This window comes from Methylocystis sp. Uni0008 (assembly GCF_056838045.1).
The window spans coordinates 360,576-379,368 of the sequence record NZ_JBXEJH010000002.1 but is presented as its reverse complement, the minus strand read 5'-3'; the positions used below and the strand labels follow the sequence as shown (position 1 = coordinate 379,368).

The window sequence follows — 18,793 nt, the reverse complement described above, 5'->3', positions numbered from 1 at the left end:
CGGGACGCTGACGAAGCAGCACCTTAGTTGATCTGTCGATGTATGCTGCATCAGCTCGCGCCTGCGACCGCAAATCCTCACACCGGCTGAGCCGCTGTCGACACGCGGCTGGGAGTGGCGATCATGAGCAGCATTGTGCGTCGGCCAAAGATGTCCTCAACTTTTTCAGCCATTCGGTAGAGCGTCGATCGATTAGGCTGCACGAACCCCCACACAGGGTGATTGATGCCCAAGCTTTCGAGTCTTATCACTGTCAGTCCGTGGCGTTGTGCCAGGAAATGGAGCGTTGCCTGCCGGTAAGCGATGTTGTGCCACGTTCCATCGAGCGACCAAATCGTGGACCTGTTCCGGGACAGCAGCGAGGACAGAAAACGGATCAGTGTGGACGACTTGAGGCTGGCGATCAACCCTTCGGGATTGGGAACGATCACGGCAATGAGGCCCGCTTGGCACGCATTCAACGCGTGAAACGCACGATCGGGATCTTGCACGTGTTCATATACGTTTGAGGAAAATAAAAGATCATATGGCTCCCTCCGCCCGACCCACTCATCAAGATCCTCAGCGGATCCCACGTCGACGTCTAGGCCCCGCTCACGCGCCCATTCAACCGAATGCTTATCAACATCAAGGCCTGTATAAGCTACGCCCGCTTTGCGGAAGCCGATACCCATGTAAGCGGAGCCACAACCTACTTCGAGCACGCGCCGGATTGGTCGGTGGAGGATTTCGGTACAGTACTCGAGAATGCGATTTGCGTGCAGGCTGGCTCGATGTGTATCGTCACCCCATTCTGAAGTCCGCTTCTGCGTCCAGCCTGAGTTGTCATATTCGATGTGGCCCGGCGGGTGAAGGAATAGGGCGTGGCAAATTGAGCAATTATGCGCCCTCCTCGCCTGCAATGTTACTGAAGTCGGGAAAGTTGTCCCCTGCGAATGGCACACGGGACATTCAGTTTGGTGGTCCAACATTGGGAACCCCTCCTAACGCAAAGGCGCAAACGGCTGCCTCGTCGTGACGTCACTCGGGCGAAACGGCTGTATTGATCTGCGCTGAAAATCTTTCCATCCCGACGTGTTTCGCCAGCGGTTCTTGAAGCACTAAATGTTAGAAAGCTCTCCATCACAGTCGACGCGCAATGAAGGTCGGCGTAACGGCGGCCGACGATAGAACCTGCCTGCGACAAGACCCTTGGCGAGGTCTTTAGAACAGTCGAATATTCCAATTTGCCTACGCGATAGTTGATAGGGCAGAAGACGATAGTTCGAAATTTGCATTTTTTAATTCGACGCTACCGCCATTCGGGTGAAGGGCCACCTTCATCCGTTGCGCACTCAGATATCGGCACCGCGCCTTGCAGCGCGAGGTTGAACTTCAGTAAGCTCATATGGTACAGACGGCATCCCCAAATAGGGCGAGCGACGTCATGACCCTCCAGCTCTTGGAAACCTTCAATTGACCGAGCCGCTTCAAGCCGCTTCGAGCGCGGAGCGGTCGAGCTTTGCGGACACTTTGCCATTCATAATGTCGAGCAGAACTCGCACGCGGCCGTTGGCGTCTAACCGCTCCAATGTGCCGATTGCGTTAGCGAAAGGGCCCGCGACGACCCGAACAGGCTGGCCTTGTCGTAGATCGCCATCAAACCGAACCATCCCGTCTTCGTCGGTTAGATGAAGCAGACTTTCGACGATGCCGCCAGGGACCGCTTGCGGCGCTTCTCCCTGCATGATCAAGCTGGCCACGCCGCTAGTGCTATTGACCGATCGCCATCGATCTCGGTCAATGTCGAGAACGACAAACATGTAGCAGGGGAAAACAGGGCTTTTCACCGTCCGTAATCTCCGCGCATGTCGAACCGTTTTCGTGGCGCGCGGGAGAAATACAGGAAAACCCTGCCGAAGAAGATGAACCTCGGCTCTCGTCTCTTGTCTGGGAAGAGAACGCGCGACATACCATCGCTCGCCCGCCTTAAGCGACAAATTTCCATCCCGACTTTTCCAAACGGCGAAATCTGTTGGTTTAGCTACGAGATTCACGCGGCCCCCCGTCAACCTGCTTTGCTTCTATCCGCTTTCCGACTAACTCTATGCCTTATTTTTTGCTCGCGCCGAAAGCCCAATCCAAAAGACGTCCAGCACGACGGCGGAGTGACAGGTCACAAAGAAAGTCCTTTATTGCTTCACATTTACGCGCTGATCGATGACGATAATGTCTTTAGAAACGGGGCGAAATTGTGATCAGCGAAGCTAAAAAATGTAAGCTCTCGAATAGGATATCAGGCGTCGAATGCCAGAATTGGTCCGATATTTCCAGCCCAAGAGTCCCCCTGGAGTGCACCCCGTTTGCCCGGACATCGGGCGGGGCTGCTTAAGCACTGAGGCGGATGAACTCCCGAGGGGATCGGAACTTCAGGCCTGAGTGCGGGTGAACCTCGCAATAATCCTCGATCCAGCCGGGCAGTTTGGCAAGGATCGTTTCGGCGTCTGACAAGACGGCAAGCCTCGCGTAATCGCGTTTGAGCGTCTTCACAAAGCTTTCCGACATGCCGTTGCTTTCGGGGCTGCGCACGGGCGTGAACAGCAGCGTCAGGCCAAGCGCACGGGCCGTATCCGCGGTGTCGGCGGCGATGTAGGCGCTGCCATTGTCGGAGAGCCACTCGACCCGGTGCGGGACTTTCAAGGCGCCAAAGCGGCGCTCGACGGCGGCGATCATCAGATCGCGCACCATCTCGCCCGAGACCCCGCCATTGGCGACCGCCGACCAGGCGATGATCTCGCGATCGCAGGCGTCGATGACGAACAGCACGCGCACGACCTCGCCGTTGCGAGCGCGGATTTCGAGATGATCCGAACACCAGCGGCAATTCGAGCGCAGCGCGATGACGACGCCGTCATGGGTGCGGCCCGGCCAGCGCGCGGTATGTCGTTCGAGTGTCAGGCCGTTGTTCTGCATGATCCGCAGCACACGCTTGGCGTTCACGGGCGGCTTGCCCTCGGCCCGCAACTTTCGGTTCGCCAGCGCGCAGATGCGGCGATAGCCATAGGTCGGGCGCTCGTCGACGATGGCGCGGATGAGCGGGGCGATTTCGACGTCCCCGGCCTTGTGGTAGCGGCCTCGGGGCTTGGTCATGCCCTTCTTGCGCGCGGCGAGATTGGAGCGGGCGACGCCCAGCGTTTCGGCGACGGCGCTCATCGGGAAGCGTCCGGCTTCCACGACACGAGCGGCAAGATCGGTTTTTTTGCGCGCGCCGTGTCGAGAGCCTCCCGGAGGATCTCGACCTCCATCGTCTTCTTGCCGAGCAGGCGCTCCAGTTCACGGACCTTCTTCTCGAGATCGCGGACCTGCGAGGCGCCGACCACATCCTCGTCCGCCGCGACGGCAGCCTGACCGCCCTCGGCCATGCGGCGCTTCCAGGCAAAGAGCTGAGACGGGGCGATTCCGGCTCGACGCGCGACACAGGAGACGCTCATGCCGGGCTGCGACGCTTCTTCGACAAGGCGAACCTTCTCGGCCGCGCTCCAACGCCGACGGCGCTGAACAGAGGTGATGACTTCGACGCGCGAAACGGGCGTCTCGGGGGCATTGGTCATAGTCGTATTCATAGGCTTACGCCTACGCCTTATCGGCTATGCCCGATGTCCGGTCAAAACGGGGTGCACTCCACCCCCCTCTCCCGACGCGCCAACCTATCCCCTGCCCACAGCCTGTATGATTTTCGTAAACGCCGCCCAGACTGACCGCTTCCCCGTCCTGCCTCGCTGTCTCTGTCGACCGGCGATTGGAAAGGCTTCTGTTGCGGTCACTGATGCCGTAAGCGGATCAAGCAGTAGGCCGCTGCAGAAAGCAAAGATCCCCATCATAGCGCTGGTTCGCAGCGGATAATCGACAAGCGAATGACCGAAGAGCAGCAAAATTGCCAAAATTGCCGCCCGGATCAACGTGCGCTCGGCTGGGAGACGACTGGGATTTGCGGTCCATTCACCGACCGCCCTTCCGACCGTCCAGATAAGAAATACGCCAAGCAAAACTGGATCAATGAGACCCATTTCAAGCCATAATTCCAAAAGGTCGTTGTGCGTGTGGTTGGCGTAAGCTCCCATTAGCAAATCGGCGGGCTTTTCAACCGTCCCGTAGAAGTAAGTAAAGCTGCCTAGCCCGGTCCCGATGGGCATAGCGTTCTTCGCAGCTGCCAATGTATTTCTTGCAAAGACAAGCCGGGCGTCGGCGAGAGGATCAGCGTCAAATCGGTCAAGCAGTCTTGATAAGACGGATCGTTCGAGAAGGGAGATCGCGAGCACAAAAATAACGGCCACGGCCCAAGCGAAGGGGAAATTTTGGACCTGGCGACCGCGTTCTCTGCCGAGGGCAAATCCTGCGAACAAGAAGCCTACGACTGTCAAAATCATACCGGCTCGGGAGCGGGCGATCGCTACACCGGCGATCAGCGCAACCAGTGCGACGCCCATTGCGATCGCTACTAGAGCGGAAGAGACGTCGACGCTCTCGCCCCGTTTTTGATTTCTGTGCGAAAATGCTGCAACCTGCGGCGCGAGAGCCGCCACCGCGAATACAATTGCGCTGTATAGCAGCGCGGCAAAATGATTGCGGTTGGCGAAAAAACCCACAGCATCGATTGGGTTTGTGATCTCAAAAAATCTCAGCGGGCTTGTTGGTCCCTGCCAGAGCTGAACGAGGCCGAGAAAGACGCTGATGAGGGCGAAGGCGATTAGCGCATAACTCATTCGTCTGCGGTCGTGCCAGTCGAGGGTCAGAGTCGAAAGGAATATCGCTAGAACTGGCAAAATCGATAGGCCAGCAAGCCAAGTCGCTTCGGGAGCTAAGCTGATCGTAGCCCACGTAGGGGGGTGGCCAATGAGGTCATAGGCTTCGGCGGCAAGTTCGCGGCTCGGTAAATGCGTCCAGATCGCCGGAGGCAGTGGAACAAGTTGAATGAGAGGGACGGCGAGGATTGCCCCGCAAAACGCCAAGGCCCATTGGGCCTCTCGACTGAGCGGCGCGTCCAAAATACGCCAAAGCGCGGCAAGCAAGAGAGGGATTGAAAGGAGCTGGAGTAGAGCATCAGAAATAAGGCCGCCTTTTGCCCCCCCGCCCAGAAGGAGGCAGGACAAAAGGCCAAAGACAGAAAGATAAGCGAACAAAGGCGGATTACCGCCGCGACGCCGCGACCGGATGATCCGGAACTCGCGGGCCAAGGTATGAAACGGAAGCTGGCATCGTTGGAGCCATCAGAGTCAATGTTCCTCCCTTGCCGCCAGCAACGCCGATTCTCCGAACACGAACTCGTTGCCCGAGGGGCATTCCAACTCAATATATTCCAGGCACTAAGCGCGCAGTCCGCTTTGCGTATTCACGATAGGATGGAAACGTCTCTGACAAGATTTGCTCTTCAAAATGTATGCGCATGATTTGCACCCCGCCGGCTAAACACATTATCATAATTGGCCATGGTCGTTCGACATTCCAAACGATTGCAATCGCCATCGCAAGTTCCGCAACATAAAGGGGATGTCTGACAATTCCATAGGGGCCATTGGTCACTAGCCGCCGCGCTTGCGGAAACACGCTAAAAGAACGCCCCAAGAAAAGTACCGAAACAATTGCGACGATCGTGCCTAAAAGGGTGATTGCCGACGTAACGACGGCGTTCGACGGGGATGCGTTGACGCGAGGCAAAAAAACGACGAGTGACGGCAATGCACATCCGGCGAGCGCGGCCAGCCGCGGCGCTACTCCGGACGCCTTCTGGACGGCCGGCCGTCTGATCATAAGAAAAACGATGACGAGTCCCAAAAATATGATCGTGGCGAGTTGCGAACCTATTTCAAGGGCTGATTGTTCTCGCGAAAATCTCAACCCTGATCCGACTATCCCGAGACACAGCCAGACGATCAGCGGCGCGGCCGTTGCCAAATCAAAAAGCTTAGCTCTTATAGTGGGACTAATCATTGTTGTTGCCCCAAAAAGGAAAGGGGTCAGCTGATATGCCGCCGCGCACCGGGCAAGGCGAGCGACTCACTCGCGGTTTCGCGCATACACGGTTCCAAAAACGCAAAAAACGATGATTCTGAGGCATGGTGCTGCCCTTCCGGTTGATTTGACCGACATTTCTAATCTCAATGGCGCAGTTAGTTTGAAGCGGTCTCCGTCCGCAAGATGGAAAAGTCGTCAAACCAAATGGCGCCGAAAACGAGTTTCTCGGACGGCGAACGAGCGGAAAGTCTAAGTTCTAACACTTGCGCGGAGCAACCATTCTCGGGCACGACTAGGGCGAATTCAAAGGCGCGCCAATCTGGAAACGAACCGAGAATCATTTTGCTCTGACCAAGAGTCGCCATCCCATCCGTGCATCTCACGCTCCATTGAACGCCCCGCGGCCCATGGATCTCGCCCATCAATGTGCCTTTGAACACATAGTTTCCCGGAGGGAGCATTATGGTTTGTGATACGCCGTGAAATTCAACGCGCCCCGGTCCGAGATCGACGACGAGCGCGTGGTTCGAAGCGTTGTGAGGCCGCGATGCGAAGTCGATAAGGACATTCGCGCCTGGGCGCGTCTGCCAATCGAAGGGCGAGCCTGACGGCTTCTTTTCGAAATCGCCATTAAACAGGAAGCCTGCAGACGCCAATTCGTTAGGTGGCAGGAATTGCAGCCAAACACTATAAGCCAAATCGTAGAGTTTATGCTTAAAGAGAAATGATTGATAAGAATTCAATTCGTCCGCTGTTGGCGGCGCCGACGAGTCTTTGAGGCTCAAGAACAAGTCAAACGGTGTGCGCGCATCAGTGATCGATGCGCCGAGTTGGCTAAAAAAAGCGCGCCGCCAATTCGGATTTGCGGCGAGAAGCTTGTTGATTTCGGATTTGCCTGCCGAATCTTCGGCCATCTGCGCCAATACCGGCGTCACATAGGCAGTCAAGCCAGGCGTCGATCGCAGCAAAACATCCGCATAGTAAGCGGTGGCTTGATGACTTTTACGGTCGGCGCTTTGACGCATCATCCAATCGACGGCAATGCTTTCACGTAGCGAGCGCCGAACCGCGGCGTACATGAATCTTTCGGCTCTTGGAGCCGACCCCTCGATCTCAGCGATTTGTCCCAGCACCCGATAGGCGCGTGCTGAAAGCGGAGTAGCGATGAGGGCTCTCTGCGCATTTTCCCGTAGCGCCTTCATTCGGCTCGACGACAGGCGAGGCGAATTTGGCGTCTCGTCGCCACCTTCAGCGATCGTTTGAAGTTCATCTTCAACGAGGCGCAAAAGTGACTGTGAATTATCCGCACGGATCTTGAGCGCCAATTCGGGCGCAGCTGTCGATAAAAAAGCGACGACGCTATGAGAAATGACGAGCCAGCACAGCGCCAGCCCGAGAATTGTAAAGATCACGACGCACCGCCAGTTGCGTTGAAAATCAGAAGTAAGGCCATAGGCGCGAAGCGGCCAGTAATAGAGCATTTCTAAGCTCCGTGAGCTGCGTTCAACGGGGGCGCCACCCCTGCCCGAACATTATGAAGCGCCACAGGCCCTTATAGCGGCTTTCTCGCAGCCCCATCATTAGTGTTGCTTGCTCCTCTTGCCCGGGCTTTCCTCTTCGCTCGCAGCGGTCAACACCCTTTCGCTTCACTTCTTTTCGATCTCGGGAGATTTTATTTGCGCGTGACGGGTTCATTGCGGACGCCGGAACGCCCAGACCTTCGTCATATGCAGCGCGACGTTCGGGTGTTTTGAGATCGTTCCAGGCTTGCATCACGCGCAAAAAAAATATCGTACGGGGAAGGTCTTCGCACATATCCGAGTGTAGCCATCGACAAAGCAGCACAAGATTTCGGCGCAACTCAGTCGCTGGCGCATGTCGCTGCGTTCCCAGAACTCGATAGCTGTCAGCGCCTGGCGTTAGTAAAATTTGTTCCAAGTAGAACGCTGCAGCTTCCCGCAATTCTGTCGGGGTTTTTTCCAAGTGCTCCGCGTAACGTTCGATAGCGTCTCCATCATTTGCAACAATGCGAAGCAGGGCGTAAACGCCGTCGGGCAAGGGAGCATTTCGCAATTGCCCGCAATGCGACGGAATCGCTATCAAATATAGCGCAGCCCTCACGGCAGCGATCTCGTCTTCAACCGACGACTGCGTCATTGCCCAGCTTCTGTCGCGGCTCGAGGGAATTCGGGGGCGTATCGCTTGGCGGCGTGGCTACAGCGGAGTCGTGGCCATATTCGTAGTCTTCCCCGTAACCATATCCATAACCGTATCCGTATCCGTATCCGTAGCTGGCCGTCCTGGCGTCGAACTTATTTAGGATCATGCCAACGGGTCTCGAACGCGCCTGCGCCAGCCGCTTGAGCGCGTTGCGAACGCTACTTACGCGCCCCTCCCCGCCCGCGATCACAAAAAGCGTAGCATTCGTGATGTTCGCCAGCACGAGCGTATCAGCCATTCCCGCGACCGGTGGGCCGTCAATGATAACCAAATCGAACGCTTGCCCGGATACGCTTAGAAGTGAGGCGAATCGCGATCCGTTCAGCAGTTCCACTGGGTTGGGGGGTATTGGGCCGGCCGGCAAATAACAAATCTTTTCTCCTTCATTTCGCTGAATGGCTTCGCGCATTTCGCAGTTGCGCGTGAGATAGCTCGACAGGCCGAAAGTGTTGTCGAGTCCCAGTTTCTTGTGCAAGGACGGCCGGCGAAGATCGGCATCTATGAGCAGAACGTTTAGGCCCATCGCAGCGAATTGCCGAGCAGCGCCATAGGCTGTGCTTGATTTTCCTTCCGCAGGGGTTGCGCTCGTAATCAGAATTGATTTTGGCAGCCCCGCCTCGGTCGAAAATTGCAGCGATGTGCAGGCCGATCGATACGCCTCCGAAAGGAGTGAGCGCTGATCGGCGAATTGCTCGGTAAGCGCTTTGGGGTCTTTGACCAATGGGATTACGCCGAGGAGAGGCAGTCCAGTTGCTTGCTCGGCGTCGAATGGCGAATAAATCTTATCGTCGAAATGCTCAAGGGCAAAGGCCGCTCCGACTCCGCACATCAGGCCAAGTGCCAGCGCCAGCGCCATTGACTTAAGCAATTTGGGGGAGCTTGGACTATCGGGCAATTCGGCCGCGTCGACGATAAAGATGTTATTCGAGCCGACGCCGCCCGCGACGTCGACTTCCTTGTATCGCTGCAGCAGATTCTCATACAGCGCGCGGGTCGTTTCGACCTCGCGCTTTAGCAGATTGTACTGTATGCTTCTCTTTTGCAGATCCAGAGTTTCATTGCGCAGGCTCTCCACGCGTCGCTTCATTTCATTTTCTTGATTTTGTGAGGCTTCGAAGGCCGATTTTAGCGAGTTCTTGATCGTTCTGATCTCGAAACCAAGTTGGCGATCGATTTCTTTGATACGATTTTTGAGTTTCACCATATCAGGATAATCAGCGCGGAATGTCTCCGACTTTTCTTGATATTCGGTCGCCAACTCGTTGCGCTTTGCGCGCAAATCCTCGATTGCCTTATTGCTCAATATTTGTGGGAGATCGAATCCCGAGGCGGTTTCGACCTGCCGCCACAATTGTTCATTCTTGATCCGCTCGGCGATAATGCCGCCCAGGGCCGCGTTGGCGGCGGCGAGATTGCTTTCCGAGATCGACGCCTTATCCGTTGTGGCGACAATTTGCTCCTTCTCTGCGAAAGCCAACTGAGCTTTCTCGGCCTCCTCCAAGCGCTGCTTCAAATGCTGCAGCTGATCCTCTAGAAAAGATTTGGCGTAAGCATTTGCCTGAAAGCGTTTGTCGAGAGTGGCTGCGATGAAGGCTTCGCCAAAAGCATTGGCGACTTTCTGCGCGCGCCCTGGGCTCGTGTCGGTAAAGCTAACGTCCACCAAGCGCGAACCCGTCACAGGTTTTACGGTGCGACCCAAGACAATCGTCTCTACCGCGTCGTGCTCGCGCTTGGCTTGTTCAGGCGACTCGCGCCCTGAAGCCTCGCCAGCCAGATCGCGTGAAAAATGGCTGAGCGCCGCCACTCTTTCCGCAAGACTGCGGCTCTGCAGGAGTTCATATTGAGTCTTGTAGAATTCCATGTCGATGCCCTCGACGGGCATGACATTGCCGCCTTCGATGATTTTTGCGGCGTTGCGGTCGATCTGCAGTCGAATCGTCGCGGTATAGAGTCGCGTCGCCAGCAAGACGTGTAAAAGGCCTAGAACAAAAAAAGCGCCCACGACTGCGCCAATCAGCCGCTTATGCTTATTTAGAATGCGCAAAACATTGCGTAAATCGAAGCCCGGTTCAATGGGAGGCGCCCCGTAGGCATACCCACCAGCGTCGCGCGATGGGTCGCTCAGACTCGTCGACTCCACACGACGCTCCACGATGGCGCCGCTCGCAGGCGGTTCGCCCTCAGGTAGCAATTCGTTGTGATGATCGTTGGTCATATTTTCCCATTCGGTTCTGCGCGAAAGATGGCTCTGTGCGACTAGAAAAGGTAAGCGATCGGCGTTGCGAGAGGCGTGAGTCTAAGAAAAACTTGCAGCCCCTGTTTTGCCATGGAGTCGTCGACGACGACCACGTCCCCGGGAAACACCTGCGGGTCAAGCGCTCCGCCGCTGCGAATGGCGTCAAGATCATAGCGCGCGACAGTGCGCGCGCCGTCAGTCGTGCGAAAGATGACTACATTGGCCGAGGCGACCTGTCGATCGAGTCCGCCGCCCTTGGCGATCACTTGCATCAGCGTCTCGTGGCCACGCAGCGGGAACACGCCGGGAGTTTTGACCGCGCCTTCCACGGTCACGCGCTGACTATTGTATTCTTTAACAAAGACTGTGACCTGCGGCGATTTCATATAGCGTGCGTTGAGCCGCGTCTGAATATCGCGCTCCAACTGTGACGGACTCCTACCGGCGGCCATCATCTGTCCTGTCAATGGCAGATTGATCGTGCCATCCTCAGCGACTTGCAGCGTCTTCGACAGATCCGGCGCTTTGAAAACCGTAACGTCCAAGACGTCCTGCGGCCCGACCAAATAGCCTGCCGCTCCTGGCGTTGAGGACGCTACATATTTGCCGGCGGCTCGCGCTATATCCGCCTGACCAGCCGGCGGCCCGGAGAGGCCTCCTGCATCACCCGGAGTGCCGGTGCAGGCATTCAAGGAAGCGACACATGCCAACCCAAAAGCGATCAGCGCCAAATTGCGCAGGGCCGAAGCTACATCTTTAAAAGTAGCCCACCGCACCAAGCGATTGAAGAAATTCAGTTTCCGTGGGCTGTGCACGGGAGGGGAGCACGGCGTCATTCTTCCCTCCGAGGGATTACAGCAGACGTCCAAAAACTTCGTCTCGTTTAGTCTCATGTCCGATCGGCTCTGTTTGGAGGCCTGAGGTGATACTAGCTCGCTTCAGCTGGGCGCTAAAGCGTTGCCATGACATCAGAATAAATAATGTATGGGCGTTGCGAGGGGCGTGAGTTTGAGAAAAACCTGTAGACCCTGTTTCGCCATGGAATCATCAACGACGATGACGTCGCCAGGCAATACTTGCGGATCAGGCTCTCCGCCGCTGCGAACGGAGCTAATGTCATAGCGCGCGACAGTGCGCGCGCCGTCAGTCGTGCGAAAGATGACCACACTGCTCGAGGCGGTCTCTCGATCGAGGCCGCCACCCTTGGCGATCGCTTGCATGAGCGTCTCGTGGCCACGTAGCGGGAACACGCCGGGAGTTTTGACCGCGCCTTCTACGGTGACGCGCTGACTATTGTACTCTTTGACAAACACTGTGACCTGCGGCGATTTCAGATAGCGTGCGTTGAGCTGCGTCTGGATATCGCGCTCCAACTGAGACGGACTCCTACCGGCGGCCATCATCTGTCCCGTCAACGGCAGATTGATCGTTCCATCCTCAGCGACTTGGAGGGTCTTCGACAGATCTGGCGCCTTGAAAACCGTAACGTCCAAGACGTCCTGCGGCCCGACCAGATAGCCTGCCGCTCCCGGTGTCGAAGTCGCTACATATTTGCCGGCGGCTCGGGCAATTTCCGCTTGACTGGCGGCCGGCGCCCCGGACACGACTCCTGTATCGCCCGGTGTGCTCGTGCAGGCGGTCAAAGCAGCGAGGCATGCCAGCCCGACAAACGCCAAACTTGACGCTGCCGACGATCCCGCTTTAGCCGCCACCATCACGGTCGCCTGCCGACTGAAATTGATTGCAGAACTGGCCGCTCGCAGCCCACCAGAAGGGCAAGTTAGCGGTGAGTCGCTTCTCTCTCCTGAGGGGATAATAGACGTCCAAAAAAAATGCATCACTCTCATCTCATGTTCAAATCCTTCGAGACGTACTGTCGTCTAAGTCCAAAGGGCGGCTTAAGTATGGCTTTGCGGAGAGGCTCCGCGACATTGTCGCGTTGTTTAAAAACTTAGTCCGTGCGTGAACTGGCTTGAGTGCGACCTGGGCGGAAGGTCGCGGCTGAAGCAGCGCTGGCTGGTTGGCAAGCATCGCGGCTGAAAGGAAGGAGAGCGAGAGGGCTTTTGCCGGAGGACGAGCGGGAGAAGCTTGAGGAGAGAGCGTCTCGCGCCGGTCAAACCCCGAGACAATCAATGAACTCGATCCAGCGGCGCTGGAGACCGCCAACATCAACGCCAAATCCCGCTCCGTTCAGCCGCGCGCGCGACTGCTGCGGCCGTCAATCGCGATGCGATTTCCGTCGATGTGCTGGAGCGCTCCCATTGGCAGGTGGAGTGCACCCCGTTTTGACCGGACATCGGGCATAGCCGATAAGGCGTAGGCGTAAGCCTATGAATACGACTATGACCAATGCCCCCGAGACGCCCGTTTCGCGCGTCGAAGTCATCACCTCTGTTCAGCGCCGTCGGCGTTGGAGCGCGGCCGAGAAGGTTCGCCTTGTCGAAGAAGCGTCGCAGCCCGGCATGAGCGTCTCCTGTGTCGCGCGTCGAGCCGGAATCGCCCCGTCTCAGCTCTTTGCCTGGAAGCGCCGCATGGCCGAGGGCGGTCAGGCTGCCGTCGCGGCGGACGAGGATGTGGTCGGCGCCTCGCAGGTCCGCGATCTCGAGAAGAAGGTCCGTGAACTGGAGCGCCTGCTCGGCAAGAAGACGATGGAGGTCGAGATCCTCCGGGAGGCTCTCGACACGGCGCGCGCAAAAAAACCGATCTTGCCGCTCGTGTCGTGGAAGCCGGACGCTTCCCGATGAGCGCCGTCGCCGAAACGCTGGGCGTCGCCCGCTCCAATCTCGCCGCGCGCAAGAAGGGCATGACCAAGCCCCGAGGCCGCTACCACAAGGCCGGGGACGTCGAAATCGCCCCGCTCATCCGCGCCATCGTCGACGAGCGCCCGACCTATGGCTATCGCCGCATCTGCGCGCTGGCGAACCGAAAGTTGCGGGCCGAGGGCAAGCCGCCCGTGAACGCCAAGCGTGTGCTGCGGATCATGCAGAACAACGGCCTGACACTCGAACGACATACCGCGCGCTGGCCGGGCCGCACCCATGACGGCGTCGTCATCGCGCTGCGCTCGAATTGCCGCTGGTGTTCGGATCATCTCGAAATCCGCGCTCGCAACGGCGAGGTCGTGCGCGTGCTGTTCGTCATCGACGCCTGCGATCGCGAGATCATCGCCTGGTCGGCGGTCGCCAATGGCGGGGTCTCGGGCGAGATGGTGCGCGATCTGATGATCGCCGCCGTCGAGCGCCGCTTTGGCGCCTTGAAAGTCCCGCACCGGGTCGAGTGGCTCTCCGACAATGGCAGCGCCTACATCGCCGCCGACACCGCGGATACGGCCCGTGCGCTTGGCCTGACGCTGCTGTTCACGCCCGTGCGCAGCCCCGAAAGCAACGGCATGTCGGAAAGCTTTGTGAAGACGCTCAAACGCGATTACGCGAGGCTTGCCGTCTTGTCAGACGCCGAAACGATCCTTGCCAAACTGCCCGGCTGGATCGAGGATTATTGCGAGGTTCACCCGCACTCAGGCCTGAAGTTCCGATCCCCTCGGGAGTTCATCCGCCTCAGTGCTTAAGCAGCCCCGCCCGATGTCCGGGCAAACGGGGTGCACTCCAGCAGGAAGTGAGCGCGAACTAGTTTCATGCGGTCTAGGGTAGAGGTCACCGCAGTTCCCGAACTCGAGGAAATCACGTTCCATCTGGTCGCCGGGGGTGCTTCCGGTCTAAAGCCGTCTGACCGAATGCAACGGCGTGGGTCTATTGGCTGCTAACCGACGAGGGCGAGCGCATCGTAGGCCGGCTCGGTTCCCCCGATCGCGCGGCGCTCCTCGAACCCTCCGGCGCTGGCGCCCTGCCCTGCGTCAGCAAGTGGCGTCGCCGCCCTCATGTAGGATGGCGCGAGTCTGATCCTCGCCGATGGCCTCGTTCTGAAGTGGTCTCTAGTGATGAATCGTCAGCGGCTAGCAGTCGTCGCGGTCTCGGCGACACGGGCGTCGATCGAGTAAAGGCGTTCGGTCTTGCAGCGGAAATTATCGGCTGGAAGCTGCCGTCTTCGCGCCGCTCGGCGACGAGGCCGTGACGATGGACGGGAAACTCCTCGACCGGCATTCACTGTCGCGCCTTGCGTCCGCAACGCCACTAATGCTTGACCCGAGCGGTAGGCGATCGAAAGTCCTGCGAAAAGACTTTGCGCGGCCAGCCGAGAATGTCGAGGCTGTGTGCCCGGCATTATCTCTCGAGCGGCCGACGATCCGGCGATTGCCCGATCGTCGGCGACGTCAATAATCATCCTGGCCGCAGCCTATTGTCGGACTCAGGGGCCCACTCCCAGGCAGGGGCACGAGTACATTGGACCGACGGCTCGACGGAGCAATGCGGCGACTTCTCGATCTGATCGGGGCGCGCGGGATATGACTCGACGGCGCGCGCTCGACGAGGCGCGGCGCTTTTTGTGTGCGCCGCGCGAGACACCTACAAAGCGTGGTGAACTCGACTTGAGTGAACGCGACACGATCGCGCTCACGCGCAAAGTCTGTGCGGCCGCATTACCGATCGCCGGCAAAAAGGCCGAAGCCTATCTGGGCGCGCAAAAAAAATTTTCCGCCAATCTTCATGGCGCGTCGCTGCGCGATCAACCCAGCTCTGTTCCTTCTGGCGAAGGGATCGAGAGCGTTCTCTCGCTCAAGAGCATCGCGCCGGTTCGGTTTTCATCGAGGCAGATTTCGATAATAGCCTATAAGCCAGCGTCGCGACCACGATAGGCCAAGGCCCCAGCGACTCTCCAACCGTCAGCCCTGCATTCTGCGGGGGCGAAGTGTGCTCAGGTGCCCACCCTGGAGAGGGCGGCGCGCGACTTGAGAGAGCAGCGATGTGCCACAAGCGGCTTGCTTGCTAGCAACTGTCCCTTAAACTTCTTTACGCCGCCCGACGCTCTTGCGCCGGCCAATTTCGCACTCCAAACAAGAAGGCGGGAAACGTTCTCCGCGGCGCTTCAGCCCTCGGGTACGGCGCGTTTTCCCGTAGCTCAAGATCGCAGCCCGTGATCGACGCGATCATAAGCGGAAGCACACTGGTCATGATAATCAAAATCAGCCTTTCCGCTATGACGCGTCACACAGATAGTCTTCGTCGCATCTCCTCGACGAACTCGCCTTCTCTTTGAAAGACGAGCCGGATCAGCATCCCCTGCCCTTCCTTACCGCATCTGCACCCTTGGAACCGCCGTCGAATCGTTTCCGAGTTTCTTTCTCAACGCCTGACTCGAAGACGGTTTTCCTGACGTGCTTTGGTCGTTTGTCCACCCCCTCCATCGCAAGGCGGAGCGCATCGATCCCACGCTCGACGACAACGAGACCGGCGCGCTCGGGAGCAGGACGGCCAGTAAAATCCGTCGATCGAACTGGAGCGGCTAGTCTCGCAAAAGCTGTCGCTTTAACGAACGCCCAATACGTTCGAGTTCTGCGATCATCTCGCCGAACTATACGCGTTCGAGACCGGCTCGTCCGGCGTTCCCGTTCAGGTTCAAGACTCAATGCCTCGCGTTGACCGCGTCGATGATCGACATTCGCGATTTCCTAAGCCAAGAAGCTTGCCGAGACGCAAGCAGTCTGCCGTGTGGATCGCAGCCTTCGCTGATGAAGCCGACTGCAACGATCATCTGCGGATTTGGGTAGCTCTCGACGCCGTGCGTGGTCCGGCGCCCCATGGCGGCGGTTCTAAAGGCGCGGAGCGAATTGCTTCCCGCGGAGTCGAGAATCGAAACGGTCCCTCAGGCCGCTTTCGAATCGTCCGTCACTCGAACGCTGCGTCCAGCGCGGTGACGCGACGCTTGAGACATTGCCCATCGCCGTGATCGCGGTCCCCGGCTCTGACATCGTGCAAGGCGTGTGCGACGGGAATTTCGGCAGGGCGGTTTGGCAATGGCTCATAAGCTAGCAGCTGGCGAGCCGCGGGTTGGCCGCGGCCAACTTTTTAGGCGCAAATTGTCTCGAGATATGTGAGTTAAGTTTTTGTTTACCCAAAAAGCGTTGCCGGAAATACCGAATCGTGTTCCTGATACGAAAGAAAAGCCACTTACGCCTTGAATTCGTATCGCGGAATAAAATCGTGGACACGCGCGCAATCGAAACGCCAGCGACATCCGACGCGCGAATCTCCGCGCACGCCCGACTGTTGTCTGAGCAGCTTCAGGCGCTCGGCACGAGGCTCTTTCCTCCCGACAGCCACAAATCGCTCCGCCCCTTCTCTTCGGGAGAAGCCGCGAAGCTCCTACACGTATCGGACGGTTACCTCCGCCAGCTGTCGCTAGACGGCATCGGGCCCCTGCCCGAAACGAACGCGTCGGGGCGACGATCGTATACGCTTACTCAGATCAATGAATTGCGTCGGCACATCGCCTCAGCGAAGCCGCGTGAGGCGCTGTCCGTCCTGCCCCATCGTCGAGCCGGCGAAAAATTGCAGACCATCGCCTGCGTAAACTTTAAGGGCGGTTCCGCCAAGACGACGACTTGTCTTTATCTCGCGCAATATCTCGCGTTGTCCGGATTTCGGGTGCTTGCGGTTGATCTGGATCCTCAGGCGTCGCTATCCGCAATGCTCGGGTTGCAGCCTGAATTCGACCTCAAGGAAGGCGACACAATCTACGGCTCGATCCGATATGACGGCGCGCGCCGTCCAGTCCGCGCCTGCATTCGCCAAACTTATTTCGACGGACTTGATCTAATTCCAGGCAATCTTGAGTTGATGGAGTTCGAGCATGAAACGCCACAGGCGTTAGCGCTCGCGTCGCGTGCGCCTGGAGGCATGTTCTTCGAGCGCGTCGGCAACGCCCTCGCGGAGATTGAGTCCGATTACGACATCGTCGTCGTCGACTGCCCGCCGCAGCTTGGCTATCTGACGCTTGGGGCCCTCTGCGCGGCGACGGCGTTGCTCATCACGATCCACCCCCAGATGGTCGACGTCGCCTCGATGTCGCAGTTCCTACTGATGGCCTCTGACCTCATGGCGGTTGTCCGGAAGGCGGGCGGCGATCTGCATCATGATTTCATTCGGTACGTCATCACCCGGCACGAACCACACGACGGGCCGCAGTCGCAGGTCGTGGCGCTTCTTCGCAACCTCTTCGGCGAAGAGGTTCTTGCCGCGACCGCTTGGAAATCGACGGCGATCGCCGACGCAGGCCTTACCAAGCAATCGCTCTACGAACTCGAACGTGGGGCTATCGGGCGCGCCACATATGATCGCGCGATCGAGTCGCTTGAAGCGGTCAACAGCGAAATTCTCGGGCTCATCCTTCGAACATGGGGACGAATTCCATGACCCGACGGAACATCCTCACTGCGCTACTCGAGAGCAAGTTGGCCGCGGCCAACTCCGCGGAACCCTCCAAGGCCGCCAACCCAGACAGGGTGCTTGCCGGACCGGTGCGGACGATGAGCTTGACGCTCGATCGGATGGCCGAAGAGTCCCGGGCGCTCCAGGAGGCGCTCGCAACAGGCGCCGCCGTCGTGGAACTAAATCCAGAATGCGTCGACGTTTCGTTCATAAGGGATAGGCTCCCCTGCCCCGACGATCCTGAATTTGAACTTCTCAAGGAATCGCTGCGCGCCCACGGACAGGAAGTGCCGATTCTTGTGCGGCCCCATCCGACGCGTAGCGGCGCCTATCAAGCAGCCTACGGGCATCGCCGCTTGAAAGCCGCCCAAGAGCTCGGAATCAAGATCAAAGCTGTCGTCCGTAGCCTCGATGATCGACAGCTCATCATCGCTCAAGGGATAGAAAACACCGCACGTCGGGATCTATCCTTCATCGAGCGCGCGCTGTTTGCAAAATCACTCGAAGATAGCGGTCACGACCGCAATGTGATCATGGCGGCGCTCTCGACGGATAAAACAGAGCTCTCGAAGCTGATCACCGTCGCGCGCGCCCTGCCCCAGACATTGGTTCACGCGATTGGTCCAGCGCCAAAAACCGGCCGACGGCGGTGGCTGCAACTCGCCGAATTGTTGCGTGCGCGGAAGACGCTTGATCGCGTGCAAACCGCGCTTTCCGACCCCAATCTGCCGTCCGAATCGGACGCGCGATTTCTCAAAGCGCTCGCAGTCGCGATGGAGAAATCCGCCACAGCCGATCGCTCTGAGGTTTGGAAGCGTCCTGATGGCGCGGCGCTCGCCCGAATCAGTCGGGACGCCAAAGCAACTACCGTGCGTTTCGACGAGAAGCTTGAGCCAGATTTCGGCGCCTACGTCATCGAGCGCCTGAACGAGCTTTATGAGGAATTCCGCACACGTCGTGCGTAAGCGGATCGTTGCGTAAAATTTAACCGGAAAAGGAAACTCGCAAAAGAAAAAGGCCCCCG

14 protein-coding genes are annotated in these 18,793 nt (G+C 58.2%); 4 read left to right on the top strand and 10 right to left on the bottom strand.

Features of this window, described 5'->3' with window-relative positions; genetic code table 11:
• Nucleotides 1–77: 77 nt before the first annotated feature.
• The 5 genes from AC0X69_RS21685 to AC0X69_RS21660 all read right to left on the bottom strand — a co-directional run bounded on the left by AC0X69_RS21685 (nt 78) and on the right by AC0X69_RS21660 (nt 5,601).
• A complete protein-coding gene (locus AC0X69_RS21685; protein WP_482613600.1) occupies nt 78–971 on the bottom strand; it encodes a class I SAM-dependent methyltransferase in 894 nt (297 codons plus the stop codon).
• Between the two features lie 498 nt (nt 972–1,469).
• Nucleotides 1,470–2,036: a transcription termination/antitermination protein NusG gene (gene nusG / locus AC0X69_RS23465; RefSeq protein WP_510175248.1), complete on the bottom strand. Its 567-nt coding sequence runs from the start codon at nt 2,034–2,036 to the stop codon at nt 1,470–1,472.
• Between the two features lie 331 nt (nt 2,037–2,367).
• Nucleotides 2,368–3,590 (bottom strand): IS3 family transposase gene (locus AC0X69_RS21670; protein ID WP_482613590.1). Its coding sequence is split into 2 segments (ribosomal slippage): nt 2,368–3,242 and nt 3,242–3,590, totalling 1,224 coding nucleotides; the frame shifts between segments, so codons are not numbered across the junction.
• Nucleotides 3,591–3,686: 96 nt separating this feature from the next.
• Complete coding sequence (locus AC0X69_RS21665; RefSeq protein WP_482613599.1) at nt 3,687–5,159, bottom strand: O-antigen ligase family protein; 1,473 nt, start codon at nt 5,157–5,159, stop codon at nt 3,687–3,689.
• A 166-nt stretch (nt 5,160–5,325) separates the two neighbouring features.
• Nucleotides 5,326–5,601: a methyltransferase family protein gene (locus tag AC0X69_RS21660; RefSeq protein WP_482613839.1), complete on the bottom strand. Its 276-nt coding sequence runs from the start codon at nt 5,599–5,601 to the stop codon at nt 5,326–5,328.
• On the opposite strand from AC0X69_RS21660, the gene AC0X69_RS21655 reads away from it, so the two are divergent.
• Complete coding sequence (locus AC0X69_RS21655; RefSeq protein ID WP_482613858.1) at nt 5,552–6,001, top strand: hypothetical protein; 450 nt, start codon at nt 5,552–5,554, stop codon at nt 5,999–6,001. The two genes, AC0X69_RS21660 and AC0X69_RS21655, sit on opposite strands and share 50 nt — an antisense overlap.
• Before the next feature lie 145 nt (nt 6,002–6,146).
• Here the strand turns inward: AC0X69_RS21655 and AC0X69_RS21650 are convergent, their stop codons facing one another.
• The 5 genes from AC0X69_RS21650 to AC0X69_RS21630 form a co-directional block, all read right to left on the bottom strand.
• Nucleotides 6,147–7,472 carry a hypothetical protein gene (locus tag AC0X69_RS21650; protein WP_482613597.1) on the bottom strand — a complete coding sequence of 442 codons (1,326 nt, stop codon included), beginning with the start codon at nt 7,470–7,472 and terminating at the stop codon, nt 6,147–6,149.
• A 22-nt stretch (nt 7,473–7,494) separates the two neighbouring features.
• On the bottom strand, nt 7,495–8,148 hold the full coding sequence (locus AC0X69_RS21645) for a J domain-containing protein (protein WP_482613595.1): 654 nt from the start codon (nt 8,146–8,148) through the stop codon (nt 7,495–7,497).
• Nucleotides 8,129–10,426 carry a GumC family protein gene (locus AC0X69_RS21640; protein ID WP_482613593.1) on the bottom strand — a complete coding sequence of 766 codons (2,298 nt, stop codon included), beginning with the start codon at nt 10,424–10,426 and terminating at the stop codon, nt 8,129–8,131. The genes AC0X69_RS21645 and AC0X69_RS21640 overlap by 20 nt, the downstream gene beginning before the upstream one ends.
• A 41-nt stretch (nt 10,427–10,467) precedes the next feature.
• On the bottom strand, nt 10,468–11,283 hold the full coding sequence (locus tag AC0X69_RS21635) for a polysaccharide biosynthesis/export family protein (protein ID WP_482613592.1): 816 nt from the start codon (nt 11,281–11,283) through the stop codon (nt 10,468–10,470).
• Nucleotides 11,284–11,415: 132 nt separating this feature from the next.
• Nucleotides 11,416–12,162 carry a polysaccharide biosynthesis/export family protein gene (locus AC0X69_RS21630; RefSeq protein ID WP_482613591.1) on the bottom strand — a complete coding sequence of 249 codons (747 nt, stop codon included), beginning with the start codon at nt 12,160–12,162 and terminating at the stop codon, nt 11,416–11,418.
• A 627-nt stretch (nt 12,163–12,789) separates the two neighbouring features.
• Between AC0X69_RS21630 and AC0X69_RS21625 the strand changes: the two genes are divergently transcribed.
• The 3 genes from AC0X69_RS21625 to repB all read left to right on the top strand — a co-directional run bounded on the left by AC0X69_RS21625 (nt 12,790) and on the right by repB (nt 18,734).
• Nucleotides 12,790–14,012 (top strand): IS3 family transposase gene (locus AC0X69_RS21625; RefSeq protein ID WP_482613590.1). Its coding sequence is split into 2 segments (ribosomal slippage): nt 12,790–13,138 and nt 13,138–14,012, totalling 1,224 coding nucleotides; the frame shifts between segments, so codons are not numbered across the junction.
• 2,530 nt (nt 14,013–16,542) lie between these two features.
• Nucleotides 16,543–17,754, top strand: coding sequence for a plasmid partitioning protein RepA (gene repA, locus AC0X69_RS21620; RefSeq protein ID WP_482613589.1), 1,212 nt, complete (start codon nt 16,543–16,545; stop codon nt 17,752–17,754).
• A complete protein-coding gene (gene repB / locus AC0X69_RS21615) occupies nt 17,751–18,734 on the top strand; it encodes a plasmid partitioning protein RepB (protein ID WP_482613588.1) in 984 nt (327 codons plus the stop codon). Before repA ends, repB begins: the two co-directional genes overlap by 4 nt.
• The last annotated feature ends 59 nt before the right edge of the window (nt 18,735–18,793 follow it).